11 protein-coding genes and 1 tRNA gene are annotated in these 21,252 nt (G+C 59.2%); 4 read left to right on the top strand and 8 right to left on the bottom strand.

Annotated features, from left to right (window positions below):
- Nucleotides 1-91 precede the first annotated feature (91 nt).
- Nucleotides 92-1,963 carry a uroporphyrinogen-III C-methyltransferase gene (gene cobA / locus KQI84_10615; GenBank protein ID MCB2155329.1) on the top strand — a complete coding sequence of 624 codons (1,872 nt, stop codon included), beginning with the start codon at nucleotides 92-94 and terminating at the stop codon, nucleotides 1,961-1,963.
- The gene (locus KQI84_10610; protein ID MCB2155328.1) at nucleotides 1,960-3,261 is read left to right on the top strand and encodes a 2,3,4,5-tetrahydropyridine-2,6-dicarboxylate N-succinyltransferase; all 1,302 of its coding nucleotides are present in this window, start codon (nucleotides 1,960-1,962) and stop codon (nucleotides 3,259-3,261) included. The genes cobA and KQI84_10610 overlap by 4 nt, the downstream gene beginning before the upstream one ends.
- Nucleotides 3,262-3,339: 78 nt before the next feature.
- Here the strand turns inward: KQI84_10610 and KQI84_10605 are convergent, their stop codons facing one another.
- The 8 genes from KQI84_10605 to KQI84_10570 all read right to left on the bottom strand — a co-directional run bounded on the left by KQI84_10605 (nucleotide 3,340) and on the right by KQI84_10570 (nucleotide 13,761).
- Nucleotides 3,340-5,679: a VCBS repeat-containing protein gene (locus tag KQI84_10605; GenBank protein MCB2155327.1), complete on the bottom strand. Its 2,340-nt coding sequence runs from the start codon at nucleotides 5,677-5,679 to the stop codon at nucleotides 3,340-3,342.
- A gap of 207 nt (nucleotides 5,680-5,886) precedes the next feature.
- The gene (gene gmd, locus KQI84_10600) at nucleotides 5,887-7,056 is read right to left on the bottom strand and encodes a GDP-mannose 4,6-dehydratase (GenBank protein MCB2155326.1); all 1,170 of its coding nucleotides are present in this window, start codon (nucleotides 7,054-7,056) and stop codon (nucleotides 5,887-5,889) included.
- 62 nt (nucleotides 7,057-7,118) lie between these two features.
- The gene (locus KQI84_10595; protein ID MCB2155325.1) at nucleotides 7,119-8,150 is read right to left on the bottom strand and encodes a hypothetical protein; all 1,032 of its coding nucleotides are present in this window, start codon (nucleotides 8,148-8,150) and stop codon (nucleotides 7,119-7,121) included.
- A gap of 285 nt (nucleotides 8,151-8,435) precedes the next feature.
- Nucleotides 8,436-8,864, bottom strand: coding sequence for a hypothetical protein (locus tag KQI84_10590; protein MCB2155324.1), 429 nt, complete (start codon nucleotides 8,862-8,864; stop codon nucleotides 8,436-8,438).
- A 128-nt stretch (nucleotides 8,865-8,992) separates the two neighbouring features.
- Entirely contained in the window at nucleotides 8,993-9,526 is a 534-nt protein-coding gene (locus KQI84_10585) for a hypothetical protein (protein MCB2155323.1), read from the bottom strand.
- A gap of 163 nt (nucleotides 9,527-9,689) precedes the next feature.
- Nucleotides 9,690-10,100, bottom strand: a complete 411-nt coding sequence (locus KQI84_10580; protein ID MCB2155322.1) for a hypothetical protein — start codon at nucleotides 10,098-10,100, stop codon at nucleotides 9,690-9,692.
- A gap of 62 nt (nucleotides 10,101-10,162) precedes the next feature.
- Nucleotides 10,163-13,378, bottom strand: a complete 3,216-nt coding sequence (locus KQI84_10575) for a PAS domain S-box protein (GenBank protein ID MCB2155321.1) — start codon at nucleotides 13,376-13,378, stop codon at nucleotides 10,163-10,165.
- A 309-nt stretch (nucleotides 13,379-13,687) separates the two neighbouring features.
- Nucleotides 13,688-13,761 (bottom strand) — tRNA-Cys (locus KQI84_10570).
- A gap of 330 nt (nucleotides 13,762-14,091) precedes the next feature.
- Between KQI84_10570 and KQI84_10565 the strand changes: the two genes are divergently transcribed.
- Entirely contained in the window at nucleotides 14,092-18,258 is a 4,167-nt protein-coding gene (locus KQI84_10565) for a hypothetical protein (protein ID MCB2155320.1), read from the top strand.
- Nucleotides 18,259-18,277: 19 nt separating this feature from the next.
- Entirely contained in the window at nucleotides 18,278-21,241 is a 2,964-nt protein-coding gene (locus KQI84_10560) for a hypothetical protein (protein MCB2155319.1), read from the top strand.
- Nucleotides 21,242-21,252: the final 11 nt, after the last annotated feature.

Raw genomic sequence — 21,252 nt, 5'->3', positions numbered from 1 at the left:
CATCAGGCGCCAAGCTCGGGACGAATCACGAAACCTGGCTTCATGCTTCTTCCGGCCCCTGGGATGGCCGGGATGAAGGGAATGGTGACGCATGGCGGGAAAAATCTATCTGGTAGGCGCCGGTCCAGGCGATCCGGGGTTGTTGACGCGACGCGGCGCGGAACTGATCGAATCGGCCGACGCGGTGCTGTACGATGCGTTGGTGAATCCGGATATTCTGTCGCTGGCACCGACGCACTGCGAGCGCGTGTTCGTCGGCAAGCGCCCCGGCCAGCAATCGATTCCGCAGACCGAGATCAACCGAATGCTGATCGAGCGCGGCCTAGCGGGCCAGCGCGTCGTTCGACTGAAGGGCGGCGATCCATACATCTATGGACGCGGCGGCGAAGAGGCGCTCATCTGCCAGGCGGCCGGCCTGGATGTGGAAGTGGTCCCCGGCATTACGTCGGCGATCGCCGTGCCGGGATACTCCGGCATTCCGGTGCTGCAGCGCGGGCTGGCCGGCTCCGTCATCATTCTGCACGGACGGCTGCGCACAAGCGCCACGCTCGTTCCTCCCAAGAAGACCGAAGAAGAACCTCCGCCACAGGAAGAGCCCGCGACGGACGGGGATGCTGAAGAGAAACCCAGTACCGGCGTCGTCGTTCGAAAAGGCCCACACGAGAAACAAGAGCGCATTCGCATCCGCAGCGATCACCACAGCGGAGTCGTCGTGGTGACGTCGGACACCGAGGCGCCGCACGTTGAGAAGCGCGTGTCGATGGACCCGGCACAACGATCAGAGCGAGCGAAGTACAAAGATGATCCGACGCAGGAACTTCCTCCGCCCGATTTCAAGGATGTTGACACACCCGCGCTGGAGTCGGCGCACGATGCGGATTCCGATGTGCTCGAAGATGTGGATTGGCGGGCGGTGTGCCGCGCGGCGGATACAATTGTGATCCTGATGCCGATGGGATCGCTGGAGCCGATTCGCGATGGTCTGATCGAAGGCGGTCGTCCACCCAGTCAGCCGGTTTCGCTAACGCAATGGGGCACGACGAATCGGCAGCGGACATTGATTTCAACGATTGCGGATTTTCCGGACGATGTGGACCGCGCCGGCCTCGGCACACCGTCCACCCTCGTAATCGGCGAGGTCGTAAACCTGGCGCCGCGTCTGAATTTCTTCGAGGAGAAGCCTCTCTTCGGTTGGCGCGTGGCAGTGACGCGTCCGCCGGACCGCGCGAAGGAAGCGCGCGAACAACTGCAGGAAGCGGGAGCGCAGGTGTTGCTCCACCCGGCTGTGAAGCCCGTAGCGCTGGAGGGCCTGAGCGCCGAGTTGAAGGCGCTGCAGGACGACATCCGAACGGCGACGCACATTCTCTTCGCGAGTCCCAGCAGTGTGCGTACGTTCTTCAATGCGTTGCGCGGGGCGGAGCTCGACGCTCGCGTCTTGCGTTCACACACACAGATTCTTGCCGTGGGCGCACGCACATGGCACGTGCTTGATGACATGGGAATCCAGTGCCGACAGGTGCATGTTCCATTCACGCCGAAAGGCGTTCGCGAAACATTCGGAAAGAACCTCGAGCACGTGCATGTGATTCTTGCGGAGTCCGCTCATGGTCGCGGCGATCTTGGTGAAGGGCTCGAACGGCGCGGCGCGCGCGTCACACAGTTGCCGCTCTATCATTCCGTCCCGGACAAAGAAGGAATCGAGGCTTTGCGCCGGGCATTGACGGCGCGCGAACTCGACGTCGTGATGTTCTTCACACTATCGGCCATCGAAGCCGTGGCGAAGGAATGGGGGCGCGACATTGCCTCTGCGCTGCTCAAGAATGTACTCGTGGCATCACGCGGCCCGGAGTTGACAGCGCGACTGAAGGAGTTCGGTGTGAGCGTGGACATCGAATCGCCCAAGCCGGACGTCGGCGATTTCTTGCGTGAGCTGATTCGCTATCGCGGCATCAACCTGAAGTGAGCGCCGAAGTCAAAGTCCGATTGCTCGACGAGCGAGACTCCATCGATGAGCTGACGAACCTCTTGCACGATGCGTATCGCGTGCTGGCGGAAATGGGATTTCGATACGTTGCCACGTGGCAAGGACCGGATATCACGCGCAAGCGAATCGCAAAGGGCAAGTGTTTCGTTGCCACCCATGATGATCGCTTGATTGGGACAGTGCTCCTCAGTTATCCGCCGAAGAACCAGCCGTGCGATTGGTATCGGCGTTCGGACGTCGCGTTGTTTCAGCAGTTTGCTGTTGCTCCGGACATGCAGGGCACGGGGATTGGCTCGCAACTCCTGGGTTTCGTGGAGTCGCGAGCGCGCGAGTTGGGTGCCCGGCATCTTGCTTGCGATACGAGTGAAGGCGCGACTCATCTGATTCGTTACTACGAGCGGCGCGGCTTTCGCATCGTGGACACTTGCGATTGGGAAGCGACGAACTACAAGAGCGTGATCTTGAGCAAGCCGCTTACAACACAAACAGGAGATATTGGAATGCAGCAGGTTATTGAACAAGCCTTCGAGAACAAAGAATCTGTTTCGAGCGAAGCACGCGAGGCAGTGCGTGAAACGTTGAAGCAATTGTCTGCGGGCAAAATCCGAGTGGCAGAAAAGCAGGCGGACGGATCATGGAAAGCCAATGAGTGGATCAAGAAGGCGATTCTGTTGCACTTCCGCACGTCCGAGATGCGTGCGATGGAAGCCGGCGCTCTGCATTTCTACGACAAGGTCGATGTGCAAGGCGATTGGGCCGCGAAAGGCGCCCGCGTGGTGCCGCCGGCAACCGTGCGCGAGGGCGCGTATATCGCTCCGGGCGCGATCCTGATGCCGAGCTACGTCAACATTGGCGCCTACGTCGACAGTGGCACGATGGTCGATACATGGTCGACGGTTGGTAGCTGCGCGCAGATCGGCAAGAACTGTCACCTCAGCGGCGGCGTTGGGATCGGCGGCGTGTTGGAACCGATGCAGGCCACGCCTGTGATTATCGAAGATAACGTCTTCATCGGTGCGCGCAGCGAAGTCGCCGAGGGTTGCATCGTTCGCGAAGGCGCCGTGATGGCCATGGGATGCTACATGGGCAAGTCGACAAAGATCTACAACGCGATGACAGGCGAGACAATCTTCGGCGAGATTCCCGAACGCGCCGTGGTCGTGCCCGGCGCTCTGCCCAGCCGCGATGGCTCGCACCAGACGTATGCGCTGATCATCAAGAAGATTCGCGACGAGAAAACGGACGCGCGCACGGCCCTGAACGATACGCTGCGATAAGCGTCTTGTTGTTGAAGAAGAGCGGGGCTTACAGGTTCTTGGACCTGTAAGCCCCGCTCGCGTTTTACTTCTTCTTTGTCAGGGCAGTGGTACAGCTTCGAGCTTCGTGACAGTGAAGCCACCTTCGAGATCGCTGGCGAAGGACAGCAAGTCGAGGGCGACGCGCCACTGCGAGATTCCATCGCTCTGCCAGATGACTTCGACAACGTCCGAAAGACCCTGGCCGGAGACAATCTCAGGCGCGACGGACATCACAGAGCGCTCGTTCGTCGCGTGATAGACGCGCAGGCGAACTTCCGGGTGGCGCCGGCTATCCACGTGAGCGGATTCCGCGATATGCGCACGAATCAGGTAGCGCCCTGCGGGAAGCGGATCGAGCGGTTCGCGCGTGTACCACGCGCCGAAGGTCCCATCGGGATTCGAAGCGATGCTCAATCCAAGCCCTTCTGCAGACTCGGAGAAGTCAGGCGCCGTAAAGAGCGAAAGGGAGCCCGTCTGCCACTGCGTCGAATTCAGGTTTGCCAGGACGATCGCCGGATCGTTGCTGGGGGTAGTGGGAGTCGGCGCTGGCGTTCCGCTCAAACAAGTCGTGGTCTCCACATTCGCAGCGAGCCCCCAGGAGTTCAGTGTTCCAACATCGCCGGTCAGGAGATCCGCAACATACAGCGTGTATGGACCGTCCGCGGGTTCGCCCGCCAAAATGGGAACGGAGAACGTGCGCTGCAGATTCGCACTGCGTTCGGCGCTGCCACGGAAGAGCACAGTATCAATCCCTCGCGGACTGCGAAGACGAACCACAAGGTCGCCGCGGTAGGTGTGCGTAATGTCTACGGCGACTTCCAGGTTCAGCAATGTGCCGCCGGGTGCACCAAGATTGATCGTGTCGGAAACGCCAAGCGGATCGGCGTCGGGAATTACGAGCGCGGGCGAAGAGAGTGGTTCGAGCAGCGCGACGCTCGTCTCCCCCACTGGCATACTGAGGAGCAAGGAGCGCGTGCCGTGCTCAGAGGAGAGCACCACGGTGGCCCGAATCTCAGCGCCGCATTCGATTGTGGGATCCAGGGTGAAACCGAACGTACGATCATCGGTCTCGCCGCTGTTGAGTGTGCCAAGATTCTGGATCGGCTGTGTGAACGTCAGACCTGCTGTCTTGCTGACGAGCGTAACCGAACAATCGCTCGTATCGGCTCCGCTGCCGTTCTTCACGCGAACTCGAACCTCGCCGGATTCGGCCTGCTCCAGGACTCCGTCCCCACTATCGTCGACGATCGATGCGCTGACAGCGTAGAGGCCGTTGACGTTCTCGTACCACGCAACATCATAGGAACTCGTTGTGAAAAGAACATCTGGAGCCCCATCGACATTCAGATCGATGGCTGCCAGCATATTGGCAATAACAGGCTTCTCTGCCGTCGTGATGGAGCGCTCGGTGAACCCGAAATCCCCATTGTGCTCATACCATGCGACCTTTCCCTCGTTCGTTCCTGCCAGGATGTCCAAGTCGCCGTCCTGATTGAAGTCTGCGACATTGAGCCCGCGGCCGCTGGGCAAGGCAGGGCTGACAGTGTGAACATTGAACCCCAGCGGGTCGTCCTGACGGTGCTCCCAAGCGAGTATAGAGGAAGGACCCACGAGGCCGACGATATCCATATCGCCATTCTTATCCAGGTCCACGATCTGAATTTCCTGCGGAATGCCCTGTCCCAGTTCAACCTCTGCGAAGGGCGGCGTTTCATCAAACTGGTTGAGGTAGATCTTGAATGGCAGAGAGTTCTCGTATGAGTATCCATAGGCGACAAAATCATCTCGCCCGTCATTGTTCATGTCGGCGACGGTCAACCGGTAAGGCGTAATGGATTCGAACGAAAGCAGCTTGCGGATTTCCCATGGTTCGTACAGATGCTTTGGCTGCAGTGCCAGATAGATGGCTTTCTCGGATGAAAAAAGGATGTCACTTCGATTGTCGCCATCGAAATCTCCCACGGCAAGATCAACTGGATATGTCCATGACGCGTTCCAATTCACAATGGGGAAGAGCGCTTCGAAGGTCGGCAGAATCGAACTTCCGTCATTGAGTAGCAACACCAGGCCAAGATCTGAGTCCCCAATGATGTCCACGCTGCCGTCTCGATTGAAGTCCACAAGGGTACAATGGTTAAGATACCTCAACATGCCATGCACGAGGTGCGGGGCGAATGACGGGGGCGACTTGCCGAGATTCTCGAACCAATGGACGCCGTCGGTGAGATCCATGTCCCCGTCGCCGTCCAAATCGGCGGTCTTGTAGGAAGTGGGCCCCATGAAATCTTCGTACGGAAGAAAGGGAGGAAGTGATTCCTGGGCGAGAGCTGGTGCGCATGCACCGATCGCTACCCCCAGGGCGAGCGTACGTGAAATGCGAAACAGAGAAGAGTCCATACAATGTCCCTCCGGTCAAAAGTCGGGAGTGCGATGCACCCCTACCCAATATCAAGGTGTTGCCTAGGCAACAATCACTATGCGTCGCTTAACACAGATCGTCAACTGTTCGGCAAATAAAATCGACGTGCGTTAACGATTGCCATACAAGTGAAGAGCGGCCCCGCAATGGGGGCCGCTGCAACACATGGGTTTATCAGAAGATAGTCAGGAGTGAGCTTTCAGCCAATCGCCCGCGTCGGTGGGGCGCTTGTCCTTCAGGTGATCCTTCTCCCAGTTCGCCAGCGCCAGGTCCGTGTCCATCATCATCTTGACCAGGCCCTCGAAGCTGACACGCGGTTCCCAGCCCATCTGCTTCTTGGCCTTGGCCGGGTCGCCGAGCAGGATGTCCACCTCGCTCGGGCGGAAGTAGCGCGGATCGATCTTCACGTAGTCGTTGTAGTCCAGCCCGACGTGCCCGAAGGCGATCTCGAGGAACTCGCGCACGGTGTGCGTCTCGCCGGTCGCGACGACGTAGTCGTCCGGCGTATCCTGCTGGAGCATCAGCCACATGGCCTCGACGTAGTCGCCGGCGAATCCCCAGTCGCGCTTCGCGTCGATGTTGCCCAAGTACAGGGCTTCCTGCTGGCCGGTCTTGATGCGACCGACGGCACGGGTGATCTTGCGGGTCACGAACGTCTCGCCGCGGCGGGGGGACTCGTGGTTGAACAGGATGCCGTTGCAGGTAAACATATCGTAGGCCTCGCGGTAGTTCACGGTCTGCCAGAAGGCGAAGACCTTGCCGCAGGCGTACGGGCTGCGCGGATGGAAGGGGGTCGTCTCGCTCTGCGGGACTTCGTGGACTTTGCCGTACATCTCGCTGCTGGAGGCCTGGTAGTAGCGCGCTTTCGGAACGATGCGGCGGACGGCTTCGAGCAGGCGAAGGCTGCCCATGGCGACCGTGTCGCAGGTGTACTCGGGCTCGTCGAAGCTGACGCGAACGTGGGACTGAGCGCCCAGGTTGTAGACCTCGTCCGGCTGGACCTGGTCCACGATGGCGTGAAGCCGGGCCGAATCGGTCAGGTCGCCGTAAACCAGGTGCAGGTTCACGTTCTTCTTATGAGGATCGGCGTAAATGTGATCGATGCGCTCCGTATTGAAGGAGCTGCAGCGGCGCACGATGCCCCAGACTTCGTAGCCTTTGCTGAGGAGCAGTTCGGCCAGATAGCTGCCATCCTGGCCCGTAATTCCAGTAACGAGAGCCTTCTTCAAAACGTGATCCTTCCGCGTCAGGGAGATTTTGGTGGTGCTTCCAAACGGTGGGAGAGCCTGCCCCCATGGCGCGGCCCAGGACAAGACAAAAAGGGACGCGGAGGGGAAGGGAGTCTGGGAGGTCATGGACCGAGCAGGATGCCGCCTGGATTGTGGCAGCATCCTGCCGGTGGAATCAAGATTGGGATCTACTGCTCAATCCACTTCACTAAGCGCTTTGCCACATAGGGGTGATTCAAGTAGCCATAGAATTTGTGTGGATTGCTTGAGATCTTGTTCGGATTGCCGCGCTCATTCCCCGCCCAGAATGTGTAGATTCGTTTGGGGTTCTCGAGTCGAGTTCGTGGGATCCCCTGCCCCAAAGATCGCATCTCCTTGAAGTCATCCGAAATGTCTTCATCATGAGCCACAAAATCATCATAGGCACTGATGTTCAGCCAGTGGTCGATATTCCGCGGGTACTTCCCATCTGCGGGTTCGTTGGCATCGTACAACTCCCGCTTGATGGCGGGTTCGCCCATGGGATTCCCCAGCGTCATGAACAGGGAAATTCTCTTGTCCCAGCATCTCTGGTACTCGCTCATGCGAGAGAATTTCCACAAGACGTCATATGAGACAATGCACCCCATGCTGTGTGCAACAAGGGCGATGTCATCGCCATCATTCATGGCTTTGAGGAGCGGGCCTTGAAGCCTCTGTCGGATCTTGGAGCCAATCACTCTGCTCAACATGTACCTACCCATGTCAGGCAATTGACTGGTCAGCACTCGATCGCTGAGGCCAAATATATTCAAGGCCGGGCTCAGAATACTTGCCAGGTTGTCCACGCCAGCCAGGTCTTTGTACTCCTCCAGTAATCTTCCGTAGTCCTTCGCCTTGTGTTCCTCGGTCGGGCGACCCAGCAATCTATCCATTCCATCACGATAGTTTCTTGCTGGGACATAGTATGTGCCGTCAGGGTCTGGAACCATCCAATCCTTCAGGCTCCCGCTGCTGAACCAGGATTTCCGTGATTGCTCAGCTTCTATGAGAATGTCGTTGTTGACGTCTCCGTAGTATGCGAAAGAGAGCCTTACGGTCCCTTCGCGGACAGCATCGGCCGCCGCTTGATCAACGCGCTCGAGCCCTGCAAGCAACGCTTCCTTAACAAGCTTCCATTTCTCTTCCCGTCGAGGCTTTACCGACCTTCCGTGTATCAGGACGATGTGTTTTGTTGACATGCGAATGCTCCCTCCATGGATAGGAATATCGATCCACACTCGAATTGACGAACCAATGGCACGGGAAGCTCATGGAGAAGCGATTGTGCAAAGATATGCTCCACCGACAGGCATAATCGACGTGACGAAGACGCATGCCAGGGGGATGACTCCTGAACCCCTCATTCCCAATCAATTCCACAACTCGGTGGATTGCGTATGGCACGAGTTGTAATGGTTACGCAATAGAATTTAGCCAAGAGATGGCCCTGGCAGCAGGGCGAATTGGCAGACAGCAGGGGGGCCTCACCCACTCATCAGCAGGAGGGGAATGATTGCAGAAAGCGTCCAGAAGAGGCCAAAACCGTAGAGTAGCAGGAACCAGATGGCCGCTCCCATTCGGCGGATTCGTTTGTCCCTGTAAGTGGCATAGACAAACGTCGCGCCGACGAACATGGCCAGCATTGGAAGAAAGAGCAGGAAGAAGTTGCGCTGGTAGAAGTGACAAACCCCTGTTCCAAACATCACTATTCCTGGCCAATTCCGGGATGAGTCTGACCAAGCATTCAGAAGGAGAGGAATGGCCTTCAGGCCCAGTATAGGAAATCCGAAGATGCCGACAAAGGTTAGAAGTCCGAAGATGGCGATACCCGGCGCCTCAACGGTCGATGCGACCGACGGCGGAGTGGGTCCGGAGAGCTCCTCTTGAGCCGAGCCTGGGGGGCTTGTCGTCACGTCTTCTCCCTCCAAATGGTTCGCATTTACACAAGTCGACAGTCATGGAGAGCGGGCGGCAAGGGGAATTCAGCCACAGATGGATGGGATGAACACAGATGGGAGACAAGCCGGGTCTTGTCAGCTCGCTACTCCCACTGGAACGTGCCAGAGCTATAATCGACGTAGAGACCCCTGACGGGGCAGCAGATGCGCTCGGAGAGGCTTAGCATCAGAAGGGTGTTGATGCTGACGTCCTGCATGAGAAGCGTCTCTGAGGTCTTGCTGCAAGCCGCCCGCCAGGCCGCGTCGTCCATCGGATCGTACGGGCTGAAACCGCCCTCGATGATCGGCCATGCTTCCTCGTCAAACCAGTCTCCCAGTTCTGCCTGAATCTCGCTCTTCCGCTCGGGAGCAAGCTGACAGTCAGGAGAGAGCCACACGCTGATTCCGTCGATGACGTAGTAGGGACCAGTTTCCTGAAAACAGCAGGCATAGGGAAATTCCTGTTTGCCATCGAGAGGCAGCCGTAGAACGAGAAAATTCTGTCGGTCCGGACCGATGAGATCATAGCAGCGCTCGGCAACGACCTCGTCTTCAGACGTCGAGGAGAAATCTCGCGCGGCAAACGCAAGGATTCCGAGATTCAGGAGAATCAGGAGTGTAGCGATTCTAGCGGTCACCTCTTTGCCTCCATCCCGCGGGTTGTTGACGTGGATTGAGCGATGTCGACGCAAACAGCAAGGAGAATGCGCGAATGTGCCACAGATGGATGGGATGAACACAGATTGGTGCCGGTGATTCAGCGAACGCGCTCCTTGTTGGGCGGTCCTCCATCTCTCCGTCTCACGGTCCGCCTGATGCGAGGCGTTCTTGCAGGATATTAAGTACGAAGTACGCTCCCGCGATCCCTGTCGTCAGAAAGACAAACGACACCGTGTCGAGCAGGATCCACCCCCACCGAAGGACCCTACGTTGCCAGGGGAAGCGCGCGAACGCGTAACAGATAGTCGAGATCACGAACAGAATCAGGGAGAGCTCCACGAATGCCCCGCGAGTCGACAGATAGGCCAAGGCCGTAATCAGCGGCATTTCGGCGCCGATTCCCTCGTAGGCCGGCGCCAGACTGTACTTGAAGATCAGCCGAAACGCAATCATGGGCAAGAACAACGCTGCCGCTGCACCGCCCATGAAGATGAGTGCGCCGACCACGTTTGACGGCCATAGCTTGGTTGTTTTTTGAGGTTCTCCGTCCATTGTCTCACGCCCTGCTCGACAAGAGCGAAATCAACTCGTCACTTGCCACTCGCCACTGCTCTTCACTCCATCGGCATGGGCGTGAGCGTTCCGCTCAGCAGGCGGGCGCCGGGGGTGGTTGGGACGCCGGAGTCCACGGGGACCATGAGGGCGATGGAGGTAGCGGTGCCGCCGCGCCGGACTTCGATACAGCCCTGGTGCGAGCGTACAGTACTCATCAGCACGCTCATACCGAGCGCACCGCGGCCGACGCTGGTCCCGGAGGATGTCAACAGCGCCTCGGCGGTCTGCGCGTCGATCACGCCACGGCGCTCGGAGACCAGCACGGTGACGTAGGGGCCGACTTCGAGTTCGCTGCTGTCGCGCACCCGCTCTTCGTCGAGCAATTCGGAGATGGACTGCACGACGATGGTATTGCCTTCGCCTGCGCGCTCGGAAACGGCCAGCAGCAGGTTGAGGAACGCTTGGCGGAGTTGCTCTTCGTTGCCGCGAACCTTCGGCAGGTTGGGCGCGAGGTCGAACTTCATGCGCGGACGTTCGGGCAGAATGCCTTCAAACAACTTCGAGGCCTGAATGATCAGCGTATTGATGTCGGTCGGCTGGATGCCGCTCTCGGATGTTTCGGCGAAGTTCATGAGCTGGCGCGTGAAGTCCATCGCGCGCAGGATGGCAGCCTCCACAGCGAGAATGCTTCGCTCGGAAGCCTCGTCGCCGAAGCCCTGCATCTTGAGGAACGCGACGTGGCCGAGGATGGCGCTGAAGAGGGACTGGAAGTCCTGGCCGATGCCGGCAGTCAGGGTACCGATGGAGCGCACGCGCATGTCGTTCTGGCGCTGCGTCTGGGCGGCGCGCTTTTCGGTCACGTCGTCGACAAGCAACTGCACGGCGCGCACGCCGCCGTAGTCGATCATCGTCATCATGACCTCACACCAGATGCGGCTGCCGTTACTGCGCTGCATCCAGCCTTCGAGGCGTTGCTCGCGGCCCTCTTCGCAGGCTTCGATCGCGCGGCGCCACTGGGGCTCGAACTCGCTCGGAATCAGTTCGAAGATCGCGAGCGAATTGATGGGCGTGTCGGCCAACTCGAGCATTTCCTGGAAGTACGTGTTGGCGAAGTCGAGCATGCGCTCACGCAGGATCACGATGCCGACGGAGGACGCTTCGACGAGTTGCGAGAAACGCTGCTCGCTGCTGCGGACCTGCTGGAAGAGGCGCGCGGCTTCGAGCGCGGAGGCCATAATCTGTGCAACGAGCTTGACGAATTCCGTATCGTCCGGCCGGAAGCGACCGTAGCGCCGCGAGTCGTCGAGCCGGATTATGCCGACGGCACGATCGCCGACCATGATCGGCGCGGCCATGCAAGACTTCAGTCCACGCTCCTGAATCCATGCCTCGGGAATCAGGCGCGACTCGCGACAGTCATTCTCGACGATTGCCAGGCCGCTGGAGAAGCACGCCGTGATGATATCGAAGTGCGTCGGCGTGTTGCTCTTTGACGACGATAGACTGATGGAAGCGGGCCGGCCGCTTGGGTAAGCGCGATAGAGCGCGCCGGAACTAAGGTCGTCGGAGACCAGCCAGATCTCGATGTCCGAGAGATCCAGGAAGTTCTTCATGTTTGCCGCGACGAGCGAGGCGGCATGCAGCGCGTCGAGATTCGTGATGAGCGAAGGCCCGAGGTCGGCCAGGAACTTCTGGCGACGGACCTGTTGCTGCTGGAACTCGTACAACTGCGCATTCTTGAGCGCGATGCCGGCGATCGAAGCGATATGCTGCAGAAGGTCCAGTTGGCTGCCATCGAACGCATGCCCCACCAGCGAGCCCGCGCACAACATCCCGACGGACTCATCGCCGGCCACCATCGGCACGATCGCCAGCGAAAGACAGCAATCGGGGAAATCGTCCTCGTCGCTGATGCTCGACTGCTTGCGAGTAACAAGGCGGGCTTCGCGTTCCTCGAGCAGGTGCTGCAGGTCGTTGTCCTCCAGACCTGCGCCGACCGGCCCGGGCGGCACGCGCGTCATGACGCCGTTCACCATGTGCATCGTGGCGAGGTTCTCGAGGCGACTCGTGCGATCGTCGAGTGCGTCCATCGCAAAGAAATCGAGGACGAACAGCCCCTGGATGTTCTCATAGAGCAGGCTGCAGAGTTCGTCGGTGCTGAGCGTCCGCGTCAGAACCGTCGACACGCGCTGCACGGCTTGCAACTGGCTGATGCGGCTGGCGAGTTGCATTTCCTGCGCACGCAGATCGCTGATGTCTCGCGTGTGAACCAGCAGCAGATCGCGCCCCCCGACTTTGATTAGCGAACGCGTCAGGCTGATCGGGATCAAACGTCCGTCGCGGTGACGGTGATGAGTCTGGACGGTTTCAGATCCGGCGCTTCGGGGACGGAGTTTGCTCAGTAGACCGGCTGGAGACGTGCCCTGTTCCGGTGCGGCCAGGTCCTGGACCGTCATGCCGAGCAGTTCCTCGCGATGATAGCCGAGAAGGCGACAGCCGCGCGGGTTCACGTCATGAATACGACCGGTCTCCGGATCGACGAGAAAGATCGGATCGCTGGCGCCCTCGAAGAACTGGCGGAATCGAGTTTCGCTGTTCGCGAGCTCTTCGCGGATTTCCTCCAGCGCCACGACGATCGTCATCGCAAAGACGATCAGCGCGAAGGGAATCTCCGCAAGGAGAACGAAATGTGGAAACTGGGGACGGAGGGGCTCGAATTCGTCCATGTGGAATGCGAACGGATAAAGAAGACGCAGGAATCCCCAGAAGAAGAACCCCGCTCCGAGCAGACCGAGGCCGAATGTCCGCGCTTCCGTCCATCGATGGAGGAACAGAACGCCGATCCAGCAGGTGGCCAGTGCGATGAAGAGATAGAGCCCGAGCGTTGTCAGGAACGGGTCCAGCCCGATCGGCCCAACGACAGTGAAGAGCAGAAGCGGGGCGGCGACCCAGAGGATGATCTCGGTTGGCGCGCGCTGTCTGAGGAAGTGGTACACGCCCGCCAGGGTCACCAGCACCCCGGTCAGGAGGAAGTAGCCGCCGATCGCCTCGACCCAAAGTTCGAACTTCGCGGCCGCGGCGGCATCGAGGCCCATGTCGCCGGACTCGCGCAGCAGGGTGATCCTCGCCAGTGACCAGACCACGAGGCACAGCCAGCCGGACGTCCAGAGGAGGAAGTAGTACCGGCGCAGCAGTGTGTAGAGATACAGGAAGACGGAGGCGGCGACGAAGTACACCGTCGTGAGGAAGACCAGCGATGGGAAGTCCGCCTGCATCAATGACCTTACTCGGCAGAGTTAACCGCTAATCTCTGTTGGGAGGTCAGGGCTCGTCAATGCGGTTTGTGCATTGAGAGGGCTTCTGGGAGTCCCAAATCATCCCTCGGCAGCCTCGCCGCGCCGCTCCAGGCGTGTGTCAGGTACTTCGAACGCGTCGATCGGGGCCTTGGATGGCGCTGGGGACACGTCAGGTGAGTCGCTATCAGTTCGAAGCGGATGCATAAGGCGTGACTGGCTACTGCGCGATCGCGGACTCCGGGGAACCGGGTGCACCGACAGGGTTAATGATTCGATAAATATAGGGAGTGGAGGTGCGGGCGGGATTCGAACCCGCGTTGGAGGTTTTGCAGACCTCTCCCTAGCCTCTTGGGTACCGCACCTTGAGGAGGCAAATGTCTGGAGGGTCGTGTTCGCTGTCAATGAGATTGCGCCACCGTCAAGCCGATCTGATGCGCGAAATACACGCATGACTTGACTTGCATCCTAACGGTCTAAAGAACGTGCCTTCTTGCACACGAGAGGGCACATTCTGTGCTTTAACCGAGTTTACCCGCACGATTTCAGCCGGTTTCCCTCCGAAACCCGAAGCCGATTGAGTCCTCAATGGGTGTGCCTTTCTCTGCCGGCCTTCCTCATTGAGGAGCTACCGGTGAGTCCGCCGCTCTTGAGTGAATAGCGCTTCCATTTCTCTCGGGAGAGACAGTGCCGCAATGGTTACGAATGCCTCTTCATCTCGGGTGGTTCTCCCACCCATTGCACTCCTAATACTGCTGCTGGGATTCCTGCCCGATCGAACGCAGGCACAGCCTTTCACCCAGTTGCAGTTCGGTGAATCCGACAAGGCCATCCTTGCGGACATCACGTCGTTCGATTCGTACCTCGGCACGACGTTCAAAGGTTCCATTTCGTGGAGCGATGCCCTGGAAAATGTGCCGGTTACACTAGAGGTCACGCACTCCGGCGTCGCCTCCGATCCGGGCAAGGTCTTCTCGGGCAGTGTGCCCTTCGATCTTCCGCAGCCCTACAAGTCGCCGTCCGGAAACTGGGCGTGGTACACGACCAAAGCAACGCTCTCGTCGCTTGGCGCGAGGGCAGACTTCGAGCTGCAACTGCCTGAAGGCGTAATCGTGAAGCGACGCCTGACGGATCCGTTGTTCCGCGAGGAAAAGCTGCCCTTCGGTTTCGGCAACTTCGACCAGGAATTGCGGTACCTTGGTATTCGGAACTTCGCCGCTGAAGAACTGGATGTCCTCAAGTTGGAGAACGATCCGTTCTGGCTGCTGACCAACGGGAATGCGTGGTTCACCGACGTTGACGGCCTGCAGATTCCCCTGGGCGCGAACGATGTCCGCTATGTCTTCAAGGACGAGTTCGACAAGTCCCCCGGCACTCGCCCCGCCAATGGCGGATGGATGTATTACGCAACGCCGGTGAATAACCTGGCCGTCGTGCATCCGGATGGCCTGCAGTTACTGATCGAGGATTATACGGCGGAGAATCATCTGCCCGGCTTTCCGCAGGGCGTTGTGGCAGGCACGGTTTCCTTTGAAGTTTCATTCCTCAATAGCCAACTGACGACCGGCACAGTGACGTCGGCCGGCGGCCTTCTGAGCTACGGCGGCGAGATTTGCACGGATCCCAACGCCGTCACGCCGCAGTTCTTCGGCCCCAGCGAACTCGAGGTCGGTCCGGATGGGGCGATACTCGGAACCATCGACAATTCGGCCGCCGCGCCGATGGAATTCCCGTTCGACGCGTACGAAGTCGGTCCGCTGGAGGAAGATGCTTCGTTGTACTTCCCCGGTTGGAAGACGTCCGGAGCGTCGCTGAATGCGTTGCCGACAGAGTACCTCCTTGCGGGTCGTACCGATTCTGCCGATGACGATGCAGCACTGGTCATGTCCGGCGAAGAAGAGTATGCTGAAGGCGATGGCTCCTATGCCGGGTACACTCTTGGACGAACCGCGATGTCGGGCGTTTCGTTCTCGGTGGATTTGGCCTGCAACTCGGCACCATTCACATCGTCCAATGGCGGCAGCAAGATCTACGTGCGCAAAGGCGGAATCAGCGGAACGCTGGACGCCTCCGAAGCAGCAGTCGCCGCGCTTCCGCCGCTGATGTTGTTCAACGAGTACGAAACCGTGCTCACGAAATTCAACAACACGTTCCTCGACAATCACCAGCACCTCGATAGCGAAATCAACGGCGCGATTATTCTGCCTTTCCCGTCGGACACACAGCTCTCGTTCACAAACCTCGAGTTAGAGCCCTGCGGCCTGCCCGGCGCGGCGCAGTTGGCCGATGTCACGGATAACGTGCTGGCTTACTGGAACAGAACGTTCGATTTCTCGTCGCTTGAGTTCGTCGACGTCTCTCCGCCCGAGTCGATCTGTGGCGGAACTCCGAAGCGTACGCTCAAGACAACCAGTACGAACACGATTCCGGAACTCGGCGTGGCGCTGCTGGCGGAGACGGAATTCGCAGGCAACGGCGACATTCGCGATGTCGAGTTGCTCGGCGAGCCGGCGAACGACCTGCAGGAGTTCACGTTCACGGTTCGTTCCGCGTATTATTCAGCCTGGGATGGAACAAACAACTTGAACGGCCTCACAGTCGTTCGCGGCGATATCAAGTTGCCCTTCTGGGGTGCGACGCCGGTGACGGCGTTGTGGGACATCGGCGCGACTCCGCGTCTGTTCGATGGCCGCAAAGCCGCCGAGACTCCCCCTGTCGACATCGATCCCGATCACAATGGTTTCCCGGCAGGCATTTCCTCGATCCAGGAATACACCGACAGCCCGACGCAGCGTCCGGTGGTCTCGTCGAGTTTCGCCGGCATCGTCGATCTCGAGTACCCCGTCGCTTACAATAACGTGGCACGCCGATTTGCAACAGCACCAGGCGAAGAAAAGGACCGCGATCTAGTCGTGCTGAGTGTTGCCTCCAGCGTTCGCGGCATCACGCGCGACGATACGGAGATCGTCTTCGGTGCCGGCTATCAGGGCTTCCCCGCGATCAACCTTTCCAGCCTGCTCGATGACTTCACCGATCCGGTGCTGCAGGAGTTGCTTGGTCCGCTGAAGGATGGGATGGGCGATCTGAACGAGGCGCTCTCCGGAAACTTCGGTGAAGCCATTCGTTCCTCGATGGCCGACGTGACGCGTCCCATCGTGACCGATCTTGTGAATCAGTTGCGCGATGTCGGCGACCAGGCCGAAGGCGCGTCTGCCGACCTGGCAGCGATGAATGCGCGCATCGACACAGTGATGGCCGATCTCGATACGTATCTCGCGACCGAGTACGCGAAGGGGACCGGCCCGCTCGTGATGCAGATCGATCGCATGCTCTCCGCCCTGGAGAACATCGAAGCGAAGATCAACAATCTTAACATCGATCAATTGCACCAGGTTCTGGCTGCACTTGTCGACCTGGCCGGGGCAGAGCCGGACGGCATCGATCAGGTCTTTGGCGATGTTGAAGAAGCGCGCGCGTATATTGTCGATAACCTGATCAACGGGCAACTCAAGCCGCAGCTTGAGGAACTCCGTAATCAGATCGGCGAAGGCGCAGAGCTCGCGAATCTGCAGGAGATCGACAATCTGATCAGCGGTGGCGACTTTACGGCGATGGTCGCGACAGTGAAGCAAGGCCTGAAGGACATGGCCAATGAGATTCACTCGAACGCTGCGACGGTTCGTAACCTGGACCCGGAAGTTGTCAATCAACTCGTCGTCGATACGATCTACAACACAGCCTTCTTCCAGGCAGTAAACCAGGTCGTCGCACAGGTCTTCGAGCCTCTTCGAATGCAGGTTCAGGAAATCCTGAACGGCCTGTTCGATACGCTCAACAATCAGGTGAAGGCTTATTTGGATATTGCGGGTTCGGCGATCAACGACGTGACGCAGCAATTGAACGATGTGGTCGGCGTTTCGGCTGCAGAGATCAGCGGCTACGCCGTCTTTGGCGGGCAAACGTTGGATCGACTGCACATTGATGCGGAGTTTGCGTTCGAGTTCTCGGACAGCTTCGAGTTCCGCGCGTCGCTCGACATGGAGCGCCATAAGAACGATTCAGACAAACCCGTTTGCGGTACGCCAGTCGGCGCGGAATCGATCAAGGTAGAAATCGCAGTCTTCGATGTGCCATTGCGTGTTCCGCGCGGCGACCTGAAGGCGGAAGAAATCCAGGTCATGCTTCGCCTGAACCAGGATGGACCTGACCTGCCGTTCTTCCTGTCCGATATGGGCGGCAAGATTGAAACGTCCGGAGCGATCGACTTCGAAGCTGTGCGCATTGTCGCGCCGTTCTTCGCGATGGCCGTTGGCCTGAACGAGATCTACGTCACGTTCAAGGGTGGCGTCGTCTTTGAAGGCGGCAGCGCACAGGGCGGTATCTTCCTCGGCAAGACGTGTAACGGCATCGAGTTGCTGACGACACTCGATCCGGAAGTCGAAGGCGCGTTCAAGGAAGATGAGATCACGGGTATCTACTCGTTCGCGGAGGCCGTGATTCCCGTGTGGGATAATGGGTGTTTCCTGCGCCTGAGCGCCAACGTGGGTGCGGGCTTCTGGTTCCTTCTGGATGGCCCGTCGTTCGGCGGCAAGCTGACGGCAGGTGTCGTTGGCAAGGCCATCTGCCTGGTCAGTGCGAAGGGCAAGATGACGCTGATCGGCGGCAAGGAAGACGGTGGCTATTTCCTGAAGGGCATCGCCTGGCTCGGCGGCGGACTCGGATTCTGCGAACCGGAAGCCTGGTTTGAGCCGAAGGACGTCCTCAACGACAAGTGGTGCGCCTCCTGCGTGATGTACGCCGATGTGCTTTACCGAACTCTCAACTTCTGGAGTTTCAACCTCGATGCTGACTGCAGCCTCTGAGAATAGACGGAGAAACCGCATGCGATTGCCGCGCTTTCATGTACTGATCATCCTCCTGGCAGGCCTGTTCCTGCTCGGTCATGGGAAGCCCCAGGCGGATACGCCACCCACGATTTCGCCGCTTGTGTTCACGGGAATCGTCGGTGGCGAAGAAGATTGGGGACAACGCGTTCTGCTGCGTTGGTACGCGGTCGACGAGATTGTCGATCCGCAAACGACGGTGCTGTTTCGCACGGGCCAGGATGGCGTGCGCCACAAGATTTCCGTGGTGAAGAGCACGCGCAACGGAGCCTTGATCGCCAGCATCTTCTATCGCCCGGGCGAAGATGCAATTCTGCTCGATGCGCGCCATATTCTGGAAGACATCTACGGCACGGCCGGTTCGTCGAAGGAAGAATTCGCGCAGCGCGTGATCGATCTGCTCGAAGGACAAGATGCTTCCGACTACGCCCAATTGCGTCGGAAATTCCTGGAGCAGATCAACTACGGATTCGCTCTGGTCGAAGGCCACGGCTACCTCGATTTCGTCGATCCTCTCGACGGACCGTTCCTGTACGAGCTTTGGGAGGGCAACGCGTCCGGCAATGCCGTGAATGCGTTGGGCAAGGTGACCATCGATGCCAGCCAGCCCGATGTGCTCGCACCGCCGCAGGAACTGAAGGAGGTCTCCCTGATCAGCCGCGACCAAGTGAGCCCCTCGGTGAACAACAACCAACGCATTTACCTCGATTGGGCCGCACCGCTATCAGTCGACGAACGCCCGCTGACGTTTGGCTACAACGTGTATCGTCTGAATCGCGCGCTGCAACCCGGCGAGTTCTTCGAGGATGTTCAGAACGAAGTTGAACGTATCAACGACAATCCGATTCTTGCTCCGTCCCCAATGCCGGACACGCCCCCCGATCAGTCCTATGTCTACGTCGATGAGGGCGAATGGAGCGATACAGCAGACGATGCGGATCTTCTTCCAGTCGGACATGTTTATACGTACTGGGTCGTCGCGCGCGATCTGCTGGGCCAGGAAGGTTACCCGAGCGATCCGCTTCAGGCGGTCGTTCGCGATACCGTACCGCCTGCCGTTCCACGCGGACTGAATGTCTTCCCGGAGCAGTTGGAGGACGGCACGCCGTACCTGCGCGCTCGCTGGCCACATCAAGGCGGCGAGACAGTACTCTATCGCCTGTATAGATTCCAGGATTACGGGCACACGGGCAAGAACACGCCGTTCCCCGACATCAATGGCCTGACTGAAGGCCTGATTGCGGAAGTGCCTTCTCCTGAAGGCGATCCGACACCGACGCACGCAATGCACGACGACAAGGAAGTTTCCTCTGCCGACTTTGCCCGTGGATACTGGTATTGCCTGTCGGCGGTTGATGACTCCGGCAACGAGAGTCCGCTCTCTCCGCCGACTTACGCCGCGATTGACGATGTCGTCGGCCCGTCTCCCGGACGCGCATCGCTGATTTGCACGTCGCTTACCTCGATCAGCGTCCAGGGCACGCGCGAAGCCGAATCGACCGGCCGCGAGGAAATCTGGCGCCCGGCGTTCTTGCTGGTGAAGGAAGATCCGATCTTCGATCGCGTTCACATCTCGCGCGTGTACCCGGGACTGCCCGGGATCGCGGATGAAGTTGTTCCGCTTGGGCCGGTTGTCTTCGGCAACGTCGGCACGTACGTTTCCGGCGACGTGATTGAAGATGTTGTGGACCAGAACGACATCCCAACCTATCGCTTCAAGGTCTTTACAATCGATGGCCGCACGGAATCCGTTGACGTTGCACCACCGCCAGATTGGATGCCAGGTTCGACGCGTGAAGTCTACACAATCACGATGACGGCGCGCGGTTCCGAACAAATCTGCGACCAGGCGCCGCTCGTTCCGGGCAAGATCATCACGGCGATCCCCGGGGGGGACATTCCACCGTTCAAACTCACGTTCCCGTGCAGTGGCGACGTCGAGTCGTTGCGACTGTATCGCAGCGTCGATGGTGGGTCGACTTATCAACTCGTGAATGAAACGCCTTGCGATGGGGCGACGTTGGATCTCGTCGATCCCTACCATCCCGAGGGCCTGGCCGACGTGAAGTACAGCGTCGTTGCCATGGACAAGCACGGCAACCCGGGTCCGCCGTTCTATCTGCCCGCCCGCATTCTGTTCCTGGGCGATATTCCGACGCCAGTTCTGAAGTCCGTCGCCGCATCCGGCCTGCCCGGAAATCCGAAAGCTTCGTTGAAGTGGACCGGCCCGAAGTCGGGCATCCTCTTCTACCGCGTGCACTTTCTGTCGAGTCCCGATGGACTGCCCGATCCCGACAAGGCCGTCGAGTTGGCCGTCAGCGATCTGACCTACAACGAATCGCTGCGCGAATACTCTGCGCTGGTCGACAGCATCGACCGCGATGGGACCGCGATCAGCACATCGGAAGACTATTACGTTCTCGTGGAAGCCGTGACGATGGCGGGAACAAGCCGCTTCGCCACGAAGTCGTTGCCGCTGAACTGGGGCGCATCCAATGCATTCCAATCGCCGGAGTTCACCGGCTTGCGTTGGGCACCGCGCCCGATGCCGCCGGTGATGGCGCGCGGCAGCTACAACAAGGCGTACTTCACTTCCGAGCATGGCGGTGCGATGCTGGTGCTCTACAGCATTCCCAGCCAGGAGGCCGGCGTGGGCGGCGGTTACTATCCCGAGCCGCCCGTGATGGTCTGGCGCAAGCGCACCGATAAGCCGAACACACCGTTCGTGGCCGTTTCACCGTTCATCACCGAAGTGAACTACGTGGCGGACCTGCTCGATGATGCATTCTTCACGATCGAGTCTGTCACGCAGGGCTTGAACGGCGTCTACTTCATTGACAACTCGGGTCTCGTCCAGGGCGCGACTTACGATTATTACTTCATGGGGTTCGACCCGGATAATAACGAAATTACGAGCCTGGTGGGGCCCATCGAGGGCATCGCCGTCATCCCGGGCCGCTGACACGGAGACGC

The organism is bacterium (assembly GCA_020444065.1).
GTDB lineage: Bacteria > Sumerlaeota > Sumerlaeia > SLMS01 > JAHLLQ01 > JAHLLQ01.
Note: the sequence above shows the minus strand (reverse complement) of the source record. Positions and strands in the feature narration are given on the sequence as shown.